The sequence below is a fragment of the Paraburkholderia sp. genome (assembly GCF_047605525.1).
GTDB lineage: Bacteria > Pseudomonadota > Gammaproteobacteria > Burkholderiales > Burkholderiaceae > Paraburkholderia.
In genome coordinates this window covers 116,362-135,858 of sequence record NZ_JASGFN010000002.1, presented here as the reverse complement: position 1 = coordinate 135,858, position 19,497 = coordinate 116,362, and the positions used below count along the sequence as shown (strand labels likewise).

The 19,497-nt window shown below is 65.6% G+C and carries 17 protein-coding genes; 7 read left to right on the top strand and 10 right to left on the bottom strand.

What is annotated here, in order from left to right:
- Positions 1 to 42 precede the first annotated feature (42 nt).
- Positions 43 to 1,053 carry an alcohol dehydrogenase catalytic domain-containing protein gene (locus tag QM685_RS02965; protein WP_415112564.1) on the top strand — a complete coding sequence of 337 codons (1,011 nt, stop codon included), beginning with the start codon at positions 43 to 45 and terminating at the stop codon, positions 1,051 to 1,053.
- Positions 1,050 to 2,459 carry an MFS transporter gene (locus QM685_RS02960; RefSeq protein ID WP_415112563.1) on the top strand — a complete coding sequence of 470 codons (1,410 nt, stop codon included), beginning with the start codon at positions 1,050 to 1,052 and terminating at the stop codon, positions 2,457 to 2,459. Before QM685_RS02965 ends, QM685_RS02960 begins: the two co-directional genes overlap by 4 nt.
- 84 nt (positions 2,460 to 2,543) lie before the next feature.
- On the opposite strand, the gene QM685_RS02955 is transcribed toward QM685_RS02960, so the two are convergent.
- The 7 genes from QM685_RS02955 to QM685_RS02925 form a co-directional block, all read right to left on the bottom strand.
- Complete coding sequence (locus QM685_RS02955) at positions 2,544 to 3,500, bottom strand: D-2-hydroxyacid dehydrogenase (RefSeq protein ID WP_415112561.1); 957 nt, start codon at positions 3,498 to 3,500, stop codon at positions 2,544 to 2,546.
- Complete coding sequence (tkt, locus tag QM685_RS02950; RefSeq protein ID WP_415112559.1) at positions 3,497 to 5,512, bottom strand: transketolase; 2,016 nt, start codon at positions 5,510 to 5,512, stop codon at positions 3,497 to 3,499. The genes QM685_RS02955 and tkt overlap by 4 nt, the downstream gene beginning before the upstream one ends.
- A 97-nt stretch (positions 5,513 to 5,609) precedes the next feature.
- Entirely contained in the window at positions 5,610 to 7,472 is a 1,863-nt protein-coding gene (locus QM685_RS02945) for a TRAP transporter large permease subunit (protein ID WP_415112557.1), read from the bottom strand.
- A gap of 15 nt (positions 7,473 to 7,487) precedes the next feature.
- Positions 7,488 to 8,528 carry a TRAP transporter substrate-binding protein gene (locus QM685_RS02940; RefSeq protein ID WP_415112555.1) on the bottom strand — a complete coding sequence of 347 codons (1,041 nt, stop codon included), beginning with the start codon at positions 8,526 to 8,528 and terminating at the stop codon, positions 7,488 to 7,490.
- Between the two features lie 141 nt (positions 8,529 to 8,669).
- A complete protein-coding gene (locus tag QM685_RS02935) occupies positions 8,670 to 9,434 on the bottom strand; it encodes an SDR family NAD(P)-dependent oxidoreductase (RefSeq protein ID WP_415112553.1) in 765 nt (254 codons plus the stop codon).
- Positions 9,435 to 9,509: 75 nt separating this feature from the next.
- Positions 9,510 to 10,511, bottom strand: coding sequence for a transketolase family protein (locus tag QM685_RS02930; RefSeq protein ID WP_415112551.1), 1,002 nt, complete (start codon positions 10,509 to 10,511; stop codon positions 9,510 to 9,512).
- Positions 10,508 to 11,356: a transketolase gene (locus tag QM685_RS02925; RefSeq protein ID WP_415112549.1), complete on the bottom strand. Its 849-nt coding sequence runs from the start codon at positions 11,354 to 11,356 to the stop codon at positions 10,508 to 10,510. The genes QM685_RS02930 and QM685_RS02925 overlap by 4 nt, the downstream gene beginning before the upstream one ends.
- Before the next feature lie 199 nt (positions 11,357 to 11,555).
- Here QM685_RS02925 and gcvA point away from each other — a divergent pair, with 199 nt between their 5' ends.
- The gene (gene gcvA, locus QM685_RS02920; protein ID WP_415112547.1) at positions 11,556 to 12,446 is read left to right on the top strand and encodes a transcriptional regulator GcvA; all 891 of its coding nucleotides are present in this window, start codon (positions 11,556 to 11,558) and stop codon (positions 12,444 to 12,446) included.
- A gap of 166 nt (positions 12,447 to 12,612) precedes the next feature.
- Here the strand turns inward: gcvA and QM685_RS02915 are convergent, their stop codons facing one another.
- A complete protein-coding gene (locus QM685_RS02915) occupies positions 12,613 to 14,856 on the bottom strand; it encodes a molybdopterin cofactor-binding domain-containing protein (RefSeq protein WP_415112545.1) in 2,244 nt (747 codons plus the stop codon).
- Positions 14,857 to 15,384, bottom strand: coding sequence for a (2Fe-2S)-binding protein (locus QM685_RS02910; RefSeq protein ID WP_415112543.1), 528 nt, complete (start codon positions 15,382 to 15,384; stop codon positions 14,857 to 14,859). It abuts the gene before it with no gap.
- On the opposite strand from QM685_RS02910, the gene QM685_RS02905 reads away from it, so the two are divergent.
- Both QM685_RS02905 and QM685_RS02900 read left to right on the top strand, forming a co-directional pair.
- Positions 15,383 to 15,523, top strand: a complete 141-nt coding sequence (locus tag QM685_RS02905) for a hypothetical protein (RefSeq protein WP_415112541.1) — start codon at positions 15,383 to 15,385, stop codon at positions 15,521 to 15,523. The two genes, QM685_RS02910 and QM685_RS02905, sit on opposite strands and share 2 nt — an antisense overlap.
- Positions 15,524 to 15,538: 15 nt before the next feature.
- Positions 15,539 to 16,435 (top strand): LysR family transcriptional regulator, encoded by an 897-nt coding sequence (locus tag QM685_RS02900; protein ID WP_415112539.1) that lies wholly within the window; start codon positions 15,539 to 15,541, stop codon positions 16,433 to 16,435.
- Here QM685_RS02900 and QM685_RS02895 read toward each other — a convergent pair.
- Positions 16,432 to 17,319, bottom strand: a complete 888-nt coding sequence (locus QM685_RS02895; RefSeq protein WP_415112537.1) for a LysR substrate-binding domain-containing protein — start codon at positions 17,317 to 17,319, stop codon at positions 16,432 to 16,434. The genes QM685_RS02900 and QM685_RS02895 overlap by 4 nt on opposite strands.
- 240 nt (positions 17,320 to 17,559) lie before the next feature.
- On the opposite strand from QM685_RS02895, the gene QM685_RS02890 reads away from it, so the two are divergent.
- Together QM685_RS02890 and QM685_RS02885 are read left to right on the top strand one after the other, a co-directional pair.
- Complete coding sequence (locus QM685_RS02890; protein WP_415112535.1) at positions 17,560 to 18,516, top strand: amidohydrolase family protein; 957 nt, start codon at positions 17,560 to 17,562, stop codon at positions 18,514 to 18,516.
- Positions 18,516 to 19,442: an amidohydrolase family protein gene (locus tag QM685_RS02885; protein ID WP_415112533.1), complete on the top strand. Its 927-nt coding sequence runs from the start codon at positions 18,516 to 18,518 to the stop codon at positions 19,440 to 19,442. Before QM685_RS02890 ends, QM685_RS02885 begins: the two co-directional genes overlap by 1 nt.
- The last annotated feature ends 55 nt before the right edge of the window (positions 19,443 to 19,497 follow it).

Here is a 19,497-nt window from a genome sequence, read left to right as displayed (position 1 = left end):
GCACGCTGAACGGCGCGTTGCACACGGTAACGGAGAACAGCAATGAAAGCTCTGGTTTATACGCAGCCTAACGAAGTCCAACTGCTCGAACGCCCGTATCCGGAGATCGGCGACGACGAGGTCGTCGTCCGGATCGACGCGGTCGGCATTTGCGGCTCGGACATGCACGCGTTCCATGGCCATGATCCACGCCGCAAGCCGGGGCTCGTGCTGGGCCACGAGTTCTCGGGAACGATTGCCGATACGCGCGCGCCCGGCCTGCGGCGCGGCACGCGCGTCACCGGCAATCCGTTGATCACGTGCGGCCGCTGCGAGTACTGCGAGCAGGGGCGCGACAATCTGTGCGTGAATCGCACGATGGTCGGCATGACGCGGCCCGGCGCGTTCGCGGAATACATGTCGATTCCGGCGTCGAGCATCATCGAGATACCGCCGGACATGCAGGCCGCGCACGCAGCCGTCACCGAACCCGCGGCGACCGCGTTGCATGCGCTGAACCTGTCGATGCGCGCGATGACGAGACCGCTGCCGGAAACTCGCGCACTGGTGATCGGCGGCGGCGCAATCGGCATGCTTTCGGCACTGCTGCTGCGCTCCTATGGATGCCGCGCGATCGAGCTGGCCGAGGTTAATCCTTTGAGACGCGCATCGGCTTCCCGGCACGCCGGTTGCCATGCGTTCAATCCGCTCGAAAGTGCCGTAGCCGGGAACCGGTTCGACTTCGTGATCGACGCGGTAGGCGCCAAAACGACCCGCGCGCTTGCAATGGCTGCCGTCAAGCCAGGCGGCGTCATCATGCATATCGGTTTGCAGGATTGGGCGAGCGAGATCGACATGCGCAAGCTGACGCTCGCCGAAATCACGCTGCTCGGCAGCTACACCTATTCGATGGCCGATCTTCGGGCAACCGTAACGGCCTTGCACGAAGGGGCCTTCGGCTCGCTCGAATGGCTCGACATCCGCCCGCTGCACGAAGGCGGCCTCGTCTTTACGGAACTCGACAAGGGCCACATTGCGGCAAGCAAGGTGATCCTGACACCGGAGGCATCATGAAACAAGAGTTGGTGATTCGAAGCGCAAAGGACGTTTCGGACTTTGTCGACGAGCAACCCGGCGGCCGGTCGACTTTCCTGATCGTCGTGATCGCCCTCGGTGGCGTCTTCGTCGACGCTTACGACTTCACGAGCCTGGGGATCGGTGTTCCGGCGCTCACGAAAACATTCGGGCTCAGTCCGCTCGAAGTGGGCAGTGTCACGGCGATGATGGCAATCGGCGCCTTCATCGGCGCGATCTGGGGCGGCAAGGCAACCGACAAGGTCGGCCGGTACAAGATGTTCCTGGTCGATCTCGTACTGCTCGTCGTGGCCGCGCTCGGCGCGGCGCTCTCCGTCAACCTGGCCATGCTGCTCGCTTTCCGGTTTCTCCTCGGCCTGGGCGTCGGCCTCGACTTCCCGGTGGCATTGAGCTTCATTGCCGAATTCGTCAACAAGCACAAGCGCGGCGCCGGCGTGAATCTGTGGCAACTGATGTGGTACGTCGCCGCGTCGTGCACCGGGCTGATCGCCATCCCCTTCTATTTCGGCGGCTTCGGCGACGACCTGTGGCGCGTCGCAGTCGGTTTCGGCGCCCTGCCCGCGCTGCTGATCCTGATTCTGCGCTTCAGGTACGTCAAGGAGAGTGCCCCGTGGGCGGCGCAGAATCTGGGGCTGGGGGAAGCCGCGCGCATTCTCGAAGCGACCTACAAGATCAGGACACGCGTCGTGCCGGGCGCCGCGCAACCTGCGTCACAGTCGCGTCAGCAGGCGGCTTTCGGCGAGATCTTCACTTCCCGTTTCGTCAAGCGAACGATCCTCGTCTCCGTGATTTGCGCGACGCAAAGCCTCGAATATTTCGCCATCGGATTCAATCTGCCGTCCATCTCGCAGTCGCTGTTCGGCAAGGCGTTCATCAACGCCATCCTCGGTGCCATCGCCTTCAACGCATTCGGGATCGTGGGCGCGCTGCTCGGTGTCGCGGTGACGCGGAGAATGGGGGCGAGGCGCATGGCAATAGCGGGTTACGTGCTCGTGCTGCTGTCCCTGCTCGCACTGTTCAAGCTGCACGACACGCTGCCTATCGGATACATGGGCCTGCTCGTGGGCCTGATGATTTTCGGTCATGCGTTCGGCCCCGGCGCTCAGGGAATGACGATGGCGGCGCTCTCCTATCCGACGCGTATTCGCGGAGTCGGCACGGGCTGGGGACAGGCGATGGTGCGCGTGGGCAGCATCACGGGCTTCTACTTCTTTCCTCTGCTCGTCGCAACCGTGGGCTTCTACAACATGATCGGCATTCTGATGCTCGCTCCCGCGCTCGGCCTGGTCGCGGCGCTGCTCATCAAATGGGAACCGGTCGGGGCCACGATCGAGGAGAACGACGAGCAACGCCGTGAAGATGCGGTGCTGGAAGGAAACATCTGAGATCCAGCAGGCCCCGCCGGTATCGGGGCCGAGCGGATCAGCAGCGCAGGCATCGGCGGGCGCCGGGCCGGTTATCGGCGCGCGTCAAACCAGGTTCACCGGCGTGCCGCCGACGAACTGCTCGATGTTGTCGATCAACTGGTCGGCGAGCGTCTGCTGCGCCTCGTCCGATGCCCACGCGACATGCGGCGTCAGAATCACGTTGGGCCGTTGCGCGACGCGCATGAGCGGGCTGTCCGGACGCGGCGGCTCGCCGTCGCAGACGTCGAAGCCCGCGCCGCTCACGAGCCCCTCGTCGAGCGCCGCGACCAGCGCGTTTTCGTCGACGAGGCCGCCGCGCGCCGTGTTGATGATCAACGGCTTGCGCCGCATCGCGCGGAACTCGGGCATCGCGAGCATGTTGCGCGTGTCGGGCGTGAGCGGACTGTGGATCGTGATGACGTCGCTCGTCGCGAGCACCTCCGGCCACGGCGTATAGAGCGGACCGAGCCCGGCCCGGCCCTTGTGCGCGGCGAACATCGGCACCATGCCGAACGCCTTGCCGAGCTCGGCGACGCGCTGGCCCAGCACGCCCTCGCCGATGATGCCGAGACGCGCGCCGCCGAGGTCGCGGATCGGGTGGTCGAAGAAGCAGAACTGCCCGGACCGTTGCCAGACGCCGTCCAGTACGTCCTGGCGATACGCGACCAGGTTGCGGCGCAGCGCCAGCATCAGCGCGAACGTATGCTCGGGCACCGTGTTGACCGCGTAGCCGCGGATGTTCGTGATCGCAATGCCGAGCCGCTGGCACGCGGCCTTGTCGACGCAATCGGTGCCGGTCGCCGCCACCGCGATCAGCTTCAGCTCCGGCAGCCGCTCCAGCACCGCCTGCGTGAGGGACACCTTGTTGATGATCGCGATCGCCGCGCCGGCGAGCCGCGCGCTCACCTCGTCGGGCATGGTCCTGTCATATTCGACCAGCTCGTGAGCGAAGGCCGGCTGGCGCAGGCGGATTTGCGGCGCGAGCGTCGCGCGGTCCAGAAAAACGATTTTCCGTGTCATGCCTGCTCCTCGAAATCCGGTCTGGTTTCCTGCGACAAAAGGTGGCGCGCCGCATCCGCGACGTGGCGCGCGGTGATGCCGAAGTGCTCGAACAGCACCTCGGCCGATCCGGACGCGCCGAAGGTCTTCATACCGATGAAATCGCCGCGCTCGCCCAGGTACTGGTCCCAGCCGAAGCGCGCGGCCGCCTCGACCGCGACGCGCACCGTGCCCTCGCCGAGCACGGCGGCGCGATAGCCGGCGTCCTGTGCGTCGAACAGCTCCCAGCACGGCATCGACACGACGGCCGTCGGCACGCCTTCCGCCTGGAGCCGCTCACGCGCTTCGAGCGCAACGGCCACTTCTGAGCCGGTCGCGAGCAGCGTCACGCGACGCTTGCCGCCTTCGGCCTCGGCGAGCACGTAAGCGCCGCGCCGCGACAGGTTTTCCGCGACCTGCGCGCGGCGCACCGCCGGCAGCGCCTGGCGGGCGAACACCATCGTGCTCGGGCCGGTCCTGCGTTCGAGCGCGATCTCCCAGCACTCGGCGGCTTCGACCGCGTCGGCCGGACGCATCACGTGCATGTTCGGCATCGCGCGCAGCGAAGCGAGGATCTCGACGGGCTGATGCGTGGGCCCGTTCCTGCCGAGCCCGATCGAATCGTGGCTGAACACGAACTTCACGGGCAGGCCCATCAATGCGGCCATCCGCATCGCGGGCCGCTCGTAGTCGGAAAACGCAAGGTAGGTGACGGCGGTCGCGAGCACGCCGCCGTGCGCGGCCATGCCGTTCGCCATCGCGCCCATCACGTGCTCGCGCACGCCGCAATGCACGTAGGCGCCACTACGGTCCGCCGCGGTGAACGCGTACAACTGGCGCTTGTGGCTCGTCGACGCTTCGAGGTCGGCGCAGCCGACCATCCGCTCGGGCAGCGTCGCGGCGAACAGATCGTTGATCTCGCCGGAAACCATGATGCCCTGGCGCGCTTCGCCGCTTTCCACCGCCTCGCGTCGGTACGCTTCGAGCGCATCACGCCAGCCGTCGGGCAGACGGCCTGCCTGAATACGCTCGAACTCGGCGCGCGTTTCGGCCGGCAGCGCGGCCACGCGCGCCTGCCACGCCCGGTATTCGCCCTCGCTGCGCTGACCCGCGCGGCGCCACGCGGCGAGGATGTCCGCGGGCACTTCGAACGGCGGATGCGGCCAGTCGAGCGCCTGGCGGCTCGCTTCGGCATCGGCCTCGAACAGCTTGCCGCTATGGCCGCCACGCTGCCCTTGCAGCCGCGCGATGCCGCGTCCGATGACGGTGCGGCACGCGAGCATCGACGGGCGCGGATCCTTGCGCGCCAGTTCGAGCGCCGCGGACACGGCCTCGATGTCGTGGCCGTCGACGTCGATCACGTGCCAGCCCGCCACGCGAAAGCGCGCGCACACGTCCTCGCTGATCGACAGTTCGGTGCTGCCGTCGTCGGTGATGCGGTTGTCGTCCCAGCACAGGATCAGCTTGCCGAGCCGCAGATGCCCCGCGAGCGAAATCATCTCCTGGCCGATGCCTTCCTGGAGGCAGCCGTCGCCGACGAACGCATAGGTGTAGTGGTCGACGATGCCGCTGCCGAACTTCGCGTTCAGGTACGCCTCGGCGACGGCCATCCCGAACGCGTTCGCGATGCCCTGGCCGAGCGGGCCCGTCGTCACTTCGATGCCGGCGGCCGGATCGTACTCGGGGTGCCCCATGCAGTGCGAGCCGAACTCGCGGAACGTCCTGATCTGGTCGAGATCGATGCGCGCATAGCCCGTCAGGTAGAGCAACGAATAGAGCAGCATCGAGCCGTGTCCGTTCGACAGCACGAAGCGGTCACGGTCGGGCCATTGCGGATCGGCTGGATTGAACTTCAGGTGCCGCGTGAACAGTGCGGTCGCGATCTCGGCCATGCCGAGCGGCACGCCCTGATGGCCTTCGCCGGCGCGCAGGATCGCGTCGATCGACAGAAAGCGGATCGCATTCGCGAGCGGCTGGACGTCGAGGGTAGACATGGCAAAAACGCTCCTTCCACGCCGCTTCCGGAGAAGCGGCGCCAATGACGACAGTGAGTGAACGCGTCGCGCGCTGCCGTGGCAGGCGCCCGCGGAGTCAGGGATGCAGGAAGCCCGTCGAGATCCAGGGCACGGCGGCCACCACGATCAGGCCGATGACGAGCGCGACCATGTAGCCGACTATCGGTTTTATGCCCTCGTCGGGGTGAATGCGGCTCACCGCGCACGCCGAGTAGTAGCCGACACCGAACGGCGGCGCGAACAGACCCACGCCCATCGACAGAATCACGACCATCGCATAGTGGATGTCGCTGATTCCGAGCTCCTTTGCGATCGGGAACATCAGCGGACCGAACAGCACGATCGCGGGAATGCCTTCGAGCACGCTTCCGAGCACGATGAACACGACGATCGACGCGGCGATGAAGGTCGCGGCCCCGCCCGGCAGGTTCGCGAGCGTATCGGCCAGGTCGCTCGAGAAGCCCGATTGCGTGAGTGCCCAGGCCATGCCGGTCGCAGCGCCGATGATGAGCAGGATCGCGCCCGACAGCGACGCCGTCTCGATCAGCATCGGCTTCAGGCGCGACCATGCGAAGCGCCGGTAGATCAGCAGGCCCGCGAGCACGGTGTAGGCGATGCCGATCGTCGAGACTTCGGTGGCCGTCGCGACGCCGCGGATCACGGCGGCGCGGATCACGAACGGCAGCGCGAGCGCGGGCAGCGCGACGATCAGCCTGCGGAAAATCTCGGCACCGCTCGCGCGCTTCACGTGCGACAGATCCTCATGGCGGTTGCGCCAGAACACGAGCGCGCACAGCGTCACCGCGAGCACGACACCGGGCAGCATGCCGCCGGTGAAGAGCGCCGAGATCGATGCCCCCGTCACCGAGCCGAGCGTAATCAGCACGAGGCTCGGCGGGATCGTCTCGGTCTGCGCGCCGGTCGCGGCCAGCAGCGCGACGAGCTCGCCCGGCTTCGCGCCGCGCTTCTCCATCTCGGGAAACAACACGGGCGCGACCGCCGCCATGTCGGCCGCCTTCGAGCCGGAAATGCCGGACACCAGATACATCGCGCCGACCAGCACGTACGAGAGACCGCCCCGCACGTGTCCAAGCAGGCTCGCGAGAAAGCCGATCATCGCCGCGGCCATGCCGGTCATCTCGATCAACTGGCCGAGGAACACGAAGAGCGGCACCGACAGCAGGATCAGGTGCGACATGCCTTCGTCCATGCGGCCGACGACGACGGTCAGCGGCGTGCTCGTCGTCAGCGCGAGATAGCCGAAGGTGGCGAGCGCGAACGAGAACGCGATCGGCACGCCGGACAGCACACCGAGCGCGACGAGCCCGACGAAGAAGATCAGCAGGTTGTAGTTGCCGAGATCGCGCAGCACCGGACTCAGCGCGACGAACACGCAGCCGAGCGCGAACACCGCCGCCAGCGCCGCGAGCACGAGCCGCCAGTTGGCTTCGCGGATCAGCCGCACGACGACCACCAGCAGCATCAGCGCCGAGCCCACCGGCAGCGCCGCCGCGCGCCAGGAGTCGGACAGGCTCAACGCCGGTGTCGTGACGATCGCCGCTTCCTGTGCAAACTGAATCGCCGGCCAGATGACGAGAACCAGAAACGCGAGCGGCGCCGCGATCGCCACCATGTCGAGGAACGCGCGCATGCCGGGCCGGCACATGCCGATCACGGCCGTCATCCGCATGTGCTCGCCGCGGCGCAGCGCCACCACGGCGCCGAGCATCGCGAGCCACAGGAACAGGATCTCGGCCAGCTCGTCGGACCAGACGAGCGGCGAGCGCAGCACGTAGCGGCTGACCACGCCGGTCAGCAGGACGACGATCTCGGCGAGCACCAGCAGCGCGGCGGGAATCTCGACGAGCGGCCCGAGCGCGGCGTCGAGCGCGCCCGCGAAACGCTGCGGCGAGTGATGCGGATAGGACAGCGTGACCATGACTTCCCCTCTGGTTCAGGCGAGTTTCCCGGTGATTTTTTCCAGCAGGCCCCAGGCCTCGTCGCCGTATTTCGATTTCCAGTCGCTATAGAAGGAAGTCTTCGAGAGCGCGCCGCGGAATGCGTCGCGATCCACGTCGACGAACGTAATGCCCTTGCCCTTGAGATCGTTGCGCAGCGACACGCTCAGCTTCGCGATATCGGCGCGCTGATCCACGCCCGAGCGGGTGAACTCGCGCTGCACGATCGCGCGGATGTCGGGCGGCAGCTTGTTCCACGCCGCGACGTTGCCGAGAATCCAGTAGCCGTCCCACACATGCGACGTGAGGCTGATGGACTTCTGCACTTCGTAGAGCCTCGCCGTCGCGATGATCGGCAGCGGGTTTTCCTGGCCCTCCACCACACCCGTTTGCAGCGCCGAGTACAGTTCGTTGAAGTTGATCGGCGTGGGGCCCGCGTCCAGCGCCTTGAACAGCGACGTCAGCATCGGCGCCTGCGGCACGCGAATCTTGAAGCCCTTCAGGTCGGTCGGCGTCTTCAGCGGATGCGTCGACGAACTCATCTGCCGGAAGCCGTTATCCCACACGGGACACACGGAGACGATGCCCGACTTCGCGATCTGCGCGCGGATGTAGTTGCCGAGCTCGCCGTCCATCGCGCGCCAGACCGTGTCGTAGTCCTTGAATGCAAAGCCCGTGTTGACGATGCCGGCGGCCGGCGTGAGCGTCGCGAGAATCGACGATGCCTGGTTGAAGAACTCGACGCCGCCGTTGCGCACCTGCGAGAGCAGATCGGTATCGGAGCCGAGCTGGTTCGCCGGAAAGAGCCGGATGTCGAGGCGGCCATTGGTGGCCGTACGGATGCGGTCGATCGCTTCCTTCGCGCGAAGATTGACCGGATGCGAGGGGTCCTGGCCCGTCGCCAGCTTGTACGAGAATTCGGCCGCCGATGCGCGGCGCGAAATACTCCAGAGCGGCGCGGCGACCGACAGGGCCGCGCCGGCCTTCAGGAACGTGCGGCGGTCGAGCCCGCCTGCGCCCTTCGACACATTTGACATGATGTGCTCCTCCAATATGAGTGTTCGTTTTATTTGTCTTGTTCGATGCGGCGGCATGGGAGCCGCCATCCGGGCCGTGGCCCAACGCCCAACCGCGGACACGCCCTCCTCTATGCGCGCCCGCGGCCCTTTGCGCCCGGCTCAGCCGTGAATCAGCATGCCGCCGTTCACGTCGATCACGGCGCCGGTGATATACGACGACAGCTCCGACGCAAGGAACAGGAACGCGCCCGCGACGTCGTCCGGCGCGCCGATCCGGTTCAGCGGAATGCCCGCGAGGATCTCGGTGCGCTTGTCGTCGCTGATCTTGCCGGCGTTGATGTCGGTCTGGATCAGGCCCGGCGTCACGCAGTTCACGCGGATGCCGTCGATGCCGAGCTCGCGCGCCATCGCCTTCGCGAGACCGAGCACGCCGGCCTTCGCGGCCGAGTAGTGCGGGCCGCCGAGAATGCCGCCGCCGCGCTGCGCCGACACCGACGACATGCAGCCGATCGAGCCTTTGCCCTGCTTCTTCATTTGCGGCACCACGGCCTGCGACAGATACAGCACGCCGCGCAGGTTGACGTCGAGGACGCGGTCCCAGCTTTGCGGATCGATATCCAGCAATTTCGCGGCTTGAGTGATGCCCGCGTTGTTGATCAGCACGTCGATCCTGCCGAAGTCGGCGATCACGCGCTCGACCGCGGCCTGGCATGCCTGGCGGTCGGTGACGTTGCACGCATAGCCGCGATGGCCGGGGCCGATCGAAGCGGCGGCTTCGCTCGCCGCGCCTTCATCGAGGTCGAGGATGGCGACGCTCGCGCCGTGCGCGGCGAACATGCGCGCGGTGGCCATGCCGATCCCGCGCGGCGATGCGGCGCCGGAAATGACGGCGACCTTGCCGGCGAGAAGATTCGACTCTGACATGTTAATTCTCCTGATTTGGCGCAATACGCGCGATGAATCGTGTTGTTTGAGGAAAGCGTCGATGCGTTCAGCGACTTAGCCCAGCCAGCCCTTGATCGTGTCGCACATCGTCTCCACCGAGATGCCGTAGCGGTCGTGCAGCGTCGGCAGCGCACCGGCATCGAGGAATGCGTCGGGCAGCGCGATCTGCCGGAACGGCGGGTTCACGCCGGCCGACAGCAGCGCCGTCGCCACCGCCTCGCCGAGGCCGCCGATCGTCGTGTGGTTTTCCGCGACGACGACGAGCCGGCCCGAGCGGCGCGCCTCGCGCAGGATCGTCGCCGTATCGAGCGGCTTGATCGTCGGCACGTGCAGCACGCCCACGTCGACGCGGTCGCGCTCGAGCGCCTGCGCCACTTCGAGCGCGCGCATCGTCATGATTCCGGTCGACACGATCAGCACCGACGCGCCGTCGCGCAGCAGCTTCGCCTTGCCGAGCTCGAACTGGTAGTCGTACCGGTCGAGCACGAGCGGCACGTTGCCGCGCAACAGGCGCAGATAGACGGGTCCGCGATGGCTGGCGATCGCCGGCACGATCTGCTCGATCTCGTGCGCATCGCACGGATCGATGACCGTCAGGTTCGGCATCGCGCGGAACAGCGCGAGGTCTTCGGCGGCCTGGTGACTCGGACCGTAGCCCGTCGTGAGACCCGGCAGCGCGCAGCAGATCTTCACGTCGAGGTTGTCTTCGGCGATCGTCTGGTGGATGAAGTCGTACGCGCGGCGCGCGGCGAACACGGCGTAGGTCGTCACGAACGGTTGCGCGCCTTCGTGCGCCATGCCGGCCGCGGCGCCCATCAGCAACTGCTCGGCCATCCCCATCTGGTAATAGCGTTCGGGAAACGCCTTCGCGAAGATGTGCAGATCGGTGTACTTGCCGAGATCGGCGGTCATACCGACCACCTGGGCGCGCTCGCGCGCCAGCTCGACGAGCGCGTGGCCGAACGGCGCGGAACGCGTGAGCTGGCCTTCTCCGGCGATCGACGCGATCATCGCCGACGTCTTCAGACGCGGCCTGGGTGCGCTAGCCTGGCTCATGCCTGTCTCCCGTCTTCGAGCGCCTTCAGCGCGAGTTGCCATTCGTGCGCATCGACACGGATGAAGTGGTTTTTCTCGCGGGCTTCGAGAAACGGCACGCCGCAGCCCATCTTCGTATCGCAGACGATCATGCGCGGCTGCGGCGCGCGGTGCGCGCGCGCCGCGTCGAATGCTTGCATCACCGCGGCGAGATCGTTGCCGTTCACGCGCTGCACGAACCAGCCGAACGCTTCGAGCTTCTCGACGAGCGGCTCGAACGCCATGATCTGCGTCGATGGACCATCGGCCTGCTGGTTGTTGACGTCGACGATGCCGACCAGGTTGTCGAGCTTCCAGTGCGAGGCCGACATGATGGCTTCCCACACGGCGCCTTCATCGAGTTCGCCATCGGAGAAGAGCGTGTAGACGTACGAGCTGGAGCCCTTGCGCTTGAGGCCGAGGCAGCGGCCGACGGCGATCGTAAGGCCCTGGCCGAGCGAGCCGCCGGACATTTCCATGCCGGGCGTGTAGCTCGCCATGCCGGACATCGGCAGACGGCTGTCGTCGCTGCCGTAGGTTTCCAGTTCTTCCTCGGGGATGATGCCCGCCTCGATCAGCGCGGCATACAGCGCGATCGCATAGTGGCCGTTGGACAGCAGGAAGCGGTCGCGGTCTTCCCAGTCGGGATCGTCGGGCTGGTATTTCATCGCATGAAAATATGCGACGGCCAGTACGTCGGCGATGTCCAGCGCCTGGCCGATGTAGCCCTGGCCCTGCACCTCGCCCATCAAGAGCGCATTGCGGCGAATGCGGTAGGCGCGCTCCGCGAGTTGGGCCTGCAGCCCGGCTTCGCTCGTTGTCACCATCGTCTCCTTGTACGGCAAGGCACATTGCGTCGCGCCCGGCCGGTATCGATTACGGCAAGACCGAAGGGCGCGCTTTCCCTTCGTTTGCCTCGTTGCAGCGGTACCGTTGCGAGTCGTGAATAGCGTAGGCCCTTGAGTTCGCGCGCTCAAACGAATTAAAGTGGGCATATTGCTGAATTGAATTCATCCGAATGCTGTGATGCACCATCGAATCACACTCAAGTCGATACAGGCTTTCGAGGCCGCGGCCCGACTCTCATCGTTCGCGCTTGCTGCGGACGAGCTGTTCGTGACGCCGTCGGCGATCAGCCATCAGGTCAAGCTGCTCGAAGAACAGTTGAGCGTGAAGCTCTTCCACCGTGTGCATCGCGCGGTCGTACTGACGGATTCGGGACGGCAATACGCGGAAGAAATCGCGGCGGCGTTCGCGCGCATCGACGCGGCCACCCGCCATATCGGGCGCGTCGCGAAAAGCGACATTCTGACGGTGCACGCCACGCCCAGCTTCGCCACGCAATGGCTGATGCCGCGCCTCGCGCGCTTCTCGGCGCTCAATCCGGACATCGACGTGCGCCTGAACGCATCGTCGGATCCGGCGGACCTGACGACGGACGCGGTCGACGTCGATATCCGCTACGGCGCGCGCAAGCTGCAGCCGGTGGGCACGATGGTGCTGGAGCTGCCGCCGGAAACCATCGTGCCGCTATGCGCGCCCGAGTTGGCGAACGGCGAGTTTCCGATCCGCACCACTGCCGATCTTCGGCACCACACGTTGATTCACAGCGAGAGCTGTCTCGTCGGCTGGCGCGACTGGATGCGGCTCAATCGCAAAACGCGGCTCGACATCACGCGTGGGCCGCGTTTCGACCGCTCGTTCATGTCGGTGAGCGCCGCGGCGGACGGCCTGGGTGTCTGTCTGGAGAGCCTGCTGCTCGCACAACGCGAACTGGAGACAGGACGCCTCGTCGCACCGCTGGGCATGGACGGACTCAAGGTTCACGGCTATACGCTGAACCTGCTGGAATCACGCGCGGACTTGCCGAAACTGCGTAGCTTCCAGGACTGGCTGTTTGCCCAGCTCGAAAACTAGAGGCCGCGAGCGAGCGCCGAAGTTGTGATGTGCGGGCGGCGAAGCGCTCGGGTAAATGGATAGATGAACAGCGGAACGAATGCCGTTCAGTCAGGCAACTGAACGGCATTTTTATTGGTGGTGTGAGACCGGTTGTAGTCAGTGAAAACCTTCCGACGGTGCCCGTTCACACCCCTGCCTTGCCCAACTCGAACGGCGTCTCCCGCCACCGTTTCCCGGTCAGACTGAACACCGCATTGCCCACCGCCGGCGCCACCGAAGGACTCGACAACTCCCCCACGCCGCCGGGCTTCGACAGATCCCCCTGCACGATCAGGATATCGACCTCCGGCATGTCGCTCATCCGCATCACGCGGTACGTATCGAAGTTCTTCTGCTCGACCCGTCCATGCCGGATATCGATGCGGTCCGCCGTCGCGTGCCCGAGGCCCCACATCAGCCCGCCATACAACTGTTCCTCGACGCCGCCCGGCGACACCGCCAGCCCGCAATCCGCCACGCAGGTCAGTTTTTCGATCACGACGCCATCGCCCTTGCGCGCCACCCGCGCGACCACCGCGATATAGCTGCCATACGCCTGATTCGTCGCCACACCCAACGCCGTCCCAGCGGGCAACGTCTTCCCCCACCCGGCCCTTGCCGCCGCCTCGCGCAAAACAGCCCGATGCCGCGCATCCTTCATATGCGCGAGCCGAAACTCGACCGGATCGCGATGTCCCGCGTGCGCGGCCTCATCCATGAAAGACTCCACCGCGAACACATTCGGGATATAGCTCACCGCGCGATACCATCCCGTCGGCACACCCGTTTCGTGACGCACCCAGCCGATATCCACGTGCGGCGCGCCATACGCGAACTCGTACTGGCTGATCGCTTCGGTGGTGCTGTAATCCATCCGGTCCGGCCGGTCGAAATAGCCGGGCTCCCATTGTTCCGGCGACGCGGGCATCACCGCCCGCAATTGCAGCGCCGTCAGATTGCCGCGCGCATCGAGCGCCGCTTTCGCCCGGTGATAACTGGCCGAGTGATAGTAAAGCGCGCGCATTTCATCTTCACGGCTGTTCATCAGCTTGACCGGTTTGCCGACTTTGAGCGCGAGCCACGTTACTTCGAACAGCCAGTACTTCGACTCGCGCGCCCCGAAGCTGCCGCCTGAAACGAACTCGTGCAACACCACGCGATCCGGCGCAATGCCACCGATCACCTCGGCCGCCTCCTGCACCGTCGACGGCACCTGCAAACCGCCCCAATACTCGATGCCGCCGTTCTTCGCCCACGCGGTGACGTTGATCGGCTCGAGCGGATTCTGCGCCTTGTAAGGCATCGAATACGCCGCCTCGATCACGCGCGCGCCCGGCGGCCACGCAGCCTTCGCATCGCCGCTCTGAATGGTCGGCACCACGTGCGCCACCGGATCGTCCAGCCATGCGGCCTGCTGCGCGGCGAGCGTGCGGCTGTCGAACGTTTCAAGCGGACTGTCTTCCCATTCCACCCGCAACGCCGCCTGCCCCTTATGCGCGGACCAGTAATCGTCCGCCAGCACGGCGACGCCCGCCTGGTTGCCGCCGAGAATGTCGGGGCGGCCGGGAATGTTCAGGACCTGCCGCACGCCCGGCACGGCGAGCGCGGCTTTGGCATCCACGCTGCGCACGCGCGCGTCGATCACCGGCGCGCGCGTGACGACCGCCACCAGCATGCCCGGCAACGACACGTCGATGCCATACGCAAACGTGCCCATCGCCTTCCGCGCGGCGCCGCGCTTTTTCTGCAATTTGCCGATGTATTTGAATTGCGACGGCTCTTTCAACACGACGTCTTTCGGCGCGGGCAATTGCGCGGCGACCCGCGCGAGCGAGCCATAGTTCGCACGCCTGCCGCTTGCCTTGTCGATCACGCAGCCGTTGTCCGTCGCGCACGTCGACGGCGCCACGTTCCACTGTTTCGCGGCGGCGGCGATCAGCATCGCGCGTGCTGTCGCACCCGCGTGCCGCAAGCGCTCGTATTCCAGCGACACGCTCGTGCTGCCGCCCGTCGAAAACACCTTCCACAGCGGATGAATGTAATCGCCGTAAAACGGATTTTCCGGCGTGATCACGTCGACACGAAACGGATCGACGTCCAGTTCTTCCGCGACCACCGCGGCGAGCGCGGTGCGCGTGCCCGTCCCCGAATCGTGTTTATGGACGACCAGCTTGATCGTATCGTCCGGCAGCACGCGCACCCACGCATTCGGCTCGAATTCGCCGGGCTGGGGTTTGGGGTCGCCGCTTGCATTGGCGCTCGCGGCGCCGGCCTCGGGCAACTGGAAGCCGATCGCGAGCCCCCACGCCAGCAACTCCGCTCCCTGTTTGACGAAGCGGCGGCGCGCCGCGCCGCGCGCGCTGGTGAGTGCTTCCCTGTCGTTGCGCATTCAGGCCTCCCCGTTCATGACGCGAGACGGGCAGGCCGGCACGCAGGCGGACATGTCCACGGCGGCCAGCGCGGGATCGCCCGATGCCGCCCGCCGGATCGCCTTGCGAATCCGCGCGTACGTGCCGCACCGACAGATGTTTCCCGACAGCGCCGCCGCGATGCTGTCGTCGTCGACGGCCGGCTTGTCCTTCAGAAACGCGGCCGCCTGCATCAACTGGCCGGACTGGCAGTAGCCGCACTGCGGCACGTCCTCGGCGACCCACGCGAGTTGCAGCGGATGGCGGCCGTCCTTCGACAGTCCTTCGATCGTCGTGATGCGTTTGCCGGCCACGGCGGCGATCGGCAGCAAACAGGAGCGCACCGCGTCGCCTTCCAGGTGCACCGTGCAGGCGCCGCAAAAACCGCCACCGCAACCGAATTTCGTGCCGGTCAATTTGAGCCGGTCGCGCAACACCCACAACAGGGGCATGTCTTCCGGTACATTGTCGAGCGAGTGCCGCGTGTCATTGACTACGATCTCGATCATGCGCTGTCTCCTGAATGTCATCGTGCAGCGCGGCGCAGCAAAGAAGAACAACGAGCGAGAAACACGGGCCGCGTGCTTGCGGCCATTATTGAAAGCCGTTGAGCACAACGCCAGCGACGATTTCTTCCATCATCCGTAAGTCCGGCTAACACCCATGTTGAAGCGCTATCCGTCCATCCAGTCGATGCAGGCCTTCCTGCAGGCCGCCCGCGTTGGCAGCTTTTCGAGCGCGGCGCGACAACTGTCGCTCACGCACAGCGCGATCAGCCAGCAGATCCGCACGCTCGAAGAGTTCGTCGGCCAGCCGCTCTTCGTGCGTGAAGGCGGCCGCGTGACGTTGACCGATGCGGGCGTGCTGTTCGCGAATCAACTGGCGGATGGCTTCGAGCAGATCGATCGCGCGTTGTCGTCGGTGAAGGAGCGCACGGTCAGGCAATCGCTCACGCTCGATGTCGACCCCGAACTCGCGCAGAGCTGGCTGGTGGCGCGCCTGCCGGCGTTGCTCGGCGCGTTGAGCGGCCTATCGCTGACGGTGCTGTCCACGCCGCGCCACGACCGTGGCGCGTTCGAGCGCGTGGATATCGCGCTGCGCTATGGCTATGGAGAATGGGACGGCTTCGAAAACATGCTGATTTGCGGCGATCGTCTGACTGCCGTGGGCGCGCCGTCGCTGTTGCAGGCACGCGGGCTCAGCGTGCCGCTCACGCCCGAACAGCTACTGGCTTTGCCGTTGCTGGGCTATACGAAGCGTTCGTGGATTCCCTGGCTCGCCGCGGCCGGCCTGCCCGAGGTCGAGCCCGACGCGGTAGCGGTTTTCGACAACGCGGCCGGCCTGATCGCCGCCGCCGCGGTCGGCGTGGGCGCGGGTCTGGCGCGCGGCCTGCTCGCCGCCGACGCGCGGCGCAACGGCACGCTGGTCGAACTCACGCAGGTGGAAATTCCGACGCACTACAACCTCTACGCGGTGTGGCCGCGCGAAAAAGCCGCGCGCGTGGCACCGCTCGTGGACGCGATCCGCGATCTGGTCGCGCGAACGGCCGGCCCGCGTTAACTCATGTCGGCAGCCACGCCCCGCAAGGTATCGAGAAACAGCGACAACACCGGCGACGGCGGCTCGGCGCGATAGCGCGCGTGCAGCGAAACTTCGGGACGCGGCGCGGCCACCGGCACGAACGCGACGCCGCCCGTCGACAATTGCCGCGCGGAAGAAGGTAGCAACGCCACGCCCAGGCCCTCGCGCACGAGGCACAGCAGCGTATGCACCTCGACCACTTCCTGTTCGATGCGCGGCGAAAAGCCTGCGTCGACGCAACAATCCTGTAAGAAGCGCGCCAGTTGCGACTGCTGCAAACCGAACGACACGAAGCGCTCGGTCTCCAGCTCGCGCAACGCAATCTCGCCACGCGACGCCAGCGGATGCTCCAACGGCAACGCCACCACCGCCGACTCGCGCATCACCACTTCGCTGCGAATCTCCGGGTCTTCATGCGAGACACGGAAGAAACACACGTCGAGGCGGCGCTCTTTCAACGCGAGAATCTGCGCGGCCGGCGTCATCTCGTGCAGCGTCCATCGCACCTGCCGGTGCTGTTCGGCGAATACCCGCAGCGCGCGCGGAATCGGTTCGACCATCGCCGAGCTGATGATGCCGATCTCGAGACTCCCCACTTCGCCGCGCCCCGCGCAGCGCGTCAGATCGATCGCACGCTCGAACTGCGCGAAGATCAACGGCACCTGCTCCTTAAGTGTTTTCCCGGCCTCGGTGAGTTCGACCCGATGTTGCGAGCGCATGAACAACGCGGTGCCCATCTCCTCTTCGAGAATGCGGATCTGCTGACTCAGCGGCGGCTGGGAAATGTGCAGCCGCGCGGCTGCCCGGCCGAAATGCAGTTCGTCGGCCACTACCGCGAAGTAACGCAACAGCCGGATGTCCATATCGCAAAGATATCAAGATCGTGGTTAAAAAATATTGTACAGAGGGTTTTTCTCTTGTGAGACTGCATCGCAAGCAGCAGTGCACGTCAGTGTGACACTCGATGCCGGCGAGGGGAAGGCGCAAACCGCAGCGCCTTGTAAAGGGCCGCATGGGCAAGCCCAATGGGCTGCGTTCCATCGATGCGCCTGCCCGCGATCCGGCAACTGGATACACCAGTTCCTCTCAAGGAGATCGAGTACATGATCATCGACACCAGCTGTTATCCGACCAACCTGGTCGACCTCGCGTGGCGCCATGACGGCGAGCCATTTTCCGGCGAGCGTCTGATCGAGGTGATGGACGGCCCCTACATCATCAACGGCAAGCCTCGCCGCATCGACAAGGCCTTCATCCAGCCGCCGCAAGGCAACACCATCTATACGTGGACGGACGGCGAGCGCTCCGGCCGCGAATCGATCGACGACTACATGGCCTACACGGTCGAAATGGTTCAGAAGTATCCGGACCGTCTGCTCGGCTGCTTCGTGTACAACCCGCGTTGCGGTCCGGAGAACGGCGCCGAGGCAATCGAGTTCTATGCGAAGGAGCACGGTTTCAAAATGGTGCAGTTGCAGGCCAACATGCACGCGTACCGTCCCGACCGCGCGCTCGACTGGCTGCGCCCGGCATTGCGCAAATGCGCGGACCTCGGCCTGCTGGTGAAGCTGCACACCGGCGACGGGCCGTACAGCATTCCGAGCGAGTGGTATCCGCTGATTCGCGAATTCCCGTCGGTGAATTTCATCATGGCGCACTTCGGCGTGCAGACGGGCGGCGTGTATTGCTTCGAGCCGTATCAGATGGCGCTCGATACGCCCAACGTGTATTGCGAATCGAGCTGGTGCCTGCAATCGCGGATCGTCGAATTCGCCAAGGTGCTGCCCACGCACAAGATTCTCTATGGTTCCGACACGCCGCCGAACGAGCCGGGCATGTGGCTCAGACTGCTCGAAGTGTTGTGCCACGAGCCGCCGCAGGGCCTGAATCTCGACGAAGACACGCTCGAGGATTATCTCGGCAACAACCTCGCGCGCATGATCGGCATCGAGCCGAGCGCACCGCCGCGCAGCGTCGAGGAAGCGCAAGCCTATCTGAAACACCACGCCGGCGCCGCGCAGCGACACGCGGGCGCGGCCGACTACGCAGGAGCCCGCTGATGATCATCGATACCCATCTGCACCCCACGAATCTCGTCGACGAAGCGTGGCGCCATACCGGCGAGCCGTTCACCGGCGAACGCCTGCTGAAGATGATGGACGGCCCGTACATCATCAACGGCAAGCCGCGCCGCATCGACATGGGCTTCATCCAGCCGCCGCCCGGCAATACCGGCTATCGCGACGGCAATCGCCGCGGCCGTGAAGGCATTCGCGATTACATGGCGTATATCGCCGAGTTGACGCAGAAGTACCCGGACCGCTTTATCGGCAACTTCACGTACAACCCGCGCTGGGGTCCCGAAAACGGCGCGGCCGAGCTCGAATTCCACGTGAAGGAATACGGCTTCAAGATGCTCAAGCTGCACGCGAACATGCACGGCTACCGGCCGGATCGCGCGCTCGACTGGTTGCGCCCGGCGATGAAGAAATGCGCGGAGCTCGGCGTGGTCGTGCTGATTCACACGGGCGACGGTCCGTACACGATCCCGACGCAGTTCTATCCGATCATCCGCGAGTTCCCGATGGTGAATTTCATCATCGGTCACTTTGGAATCCAGACCGGCGGCAACTATTCGTTCGAGGCTTTCTGGATGGCGATGGATACGCCGAACGTGTATTGCGAGTCGGGCTGGTGCTACCAGTCCCGCATCGTCGAATTCGCTCGCGAACTGCCGCGCCACAAGATCGTGTTCGGCACGGACTCGCCGCCGAACGAGCCCGGCATGTGGCTGCGCGAGCTCGAAATGCTGTGCGGTCCCGCGCCGCAGGGCATGAACCTCGACGAGGATGGTCTCGAAGACTATATGGGCAACAACATCGCCCGTCTGGTCGGAATCGAGCCGACCCGGCCGCCGAAAGATCTCGCCGAAGCGGAGAAACGCCTGAAGGCCACTTATGTGAACGACGCGACGCAGCCGGCGTAACGCCGGCCGGTGCCTGAACGCAGGCGCGCGGGCGCCGCGCCTGCGTCGATCGTTT

Coding starts and splice junctions, on each gene's coding strand:
- QM685_RS02965 (WP_415112564.1), top strand. CDS start 43: ATGAAAGCTCTGGTTTATACGCAGCCTAACGAAGTCCAACTGCTCGAA.
- QM685_RS02960 (WP_415112563.1), top strand. CDS start 1,050: ATGAAACAAGAGTTGGTGATTCGAAGCGCAAAGGACGTTTCGGACTTT.
- QM685_RS02955 (WP_415112561.1), bottom strand. CDS start 3,500: ATGACACGGAAAATCGTTTTTCTGGACCGCGCGACGCTCGCGCCGCAA.
- tkt (WP_415112559.1), bottom strand. CDS start 5,512: ATGTCTACCCTCGACGTCCAGCCGCTCGCGAATGCGATCCGCTTTCTG.
- QM685_RS02945 (WP_415112557.1), bottom strand. CDS start 7,472: ATGGTCACGCTGTCCTATCCGCATCACTCGCCGCAGCGTTTCGCGGGC.
- QM685_RS02940 (WP_415112555.1), bottom strand. CDS start 8,528: ATGTCAAATGTGTCGAAGGGCGCAGGCGGGCTCGACCGCCGCACGTTC.
- QM685_RS02935 (WP_415112553.1), bottom strand. CDS start 9,434: ATGTCAGAGTCGAATCTTCTCGCCGGCAAGGTCGCCGTCATTTCCGGC.
- QM685_RS02930 (WP_415112551.1), bottom strand. CDS start 10,511: ATGAGCCAGGCTAGCGCACCCAGGCCGCGTCTGAAGACGTCGGCGATG.
- QM685_RS02925 (WP_415112549.1), bottom strand. CDS start 11,356: ATGGTGACAACGAGCGAAGCCGGGCTGCAGGCCCAACTCGCGGAGCGC.
- gcvA (WP_415112547.1), top strand. CDS start 11,556: ATGCACCATCGAATCACACTCAAGTCGATACAGGCTTTCGAGGCCGCG.
- QM685_RS02915 (WP_415112545.1), bottom strand. CDS start 14,856: ATGCGCAACGACAGGGAAGCACTCACCAGCGCGCGCGGCGCGGCGCGC.
- QM685_RS02905 (WP_415112541.1), top strand. CDS start 15,383: ATGCGCTGTCTCCTGAATGTCATCGTGCAGCGCGGCGCAGCAAAGAAG.
- QM685_RS02910 (WP_415112543.1), bottom strand. CDS start 15,384: ATGATCGAGATCGTAGTCAATGACACGCGGCACTCGCTCGACAATGTA.
- QM685_RS02900 (WP_415112539.1), top strand. CDS start 15,539: ATGTTGAAGCGCTATCCGTCCATCCAGTCGATGCAGGCCTTCCTGCAG.
- QM685_RS02895 (WP_415112537.1), bottom strand. CDS start 17,319: ATGGACATCCGGCTGTTGCGTTACTTCGCGGTAGTGGCCGACGAACTG.
- QM685_RS02890 (WP_415112535.1), top strand. CDS start 17,560: ATGATCATCGACACCAGCTGTTATCCGACCAACCTGGTCGACCTCGCG.
- QM685_RS02885 (WP_415112533.1), top strand. CDS start 18,516: ATGATCATCGATACCCATCTGCACCCCACGAATCTCGTCGACGAAGCG.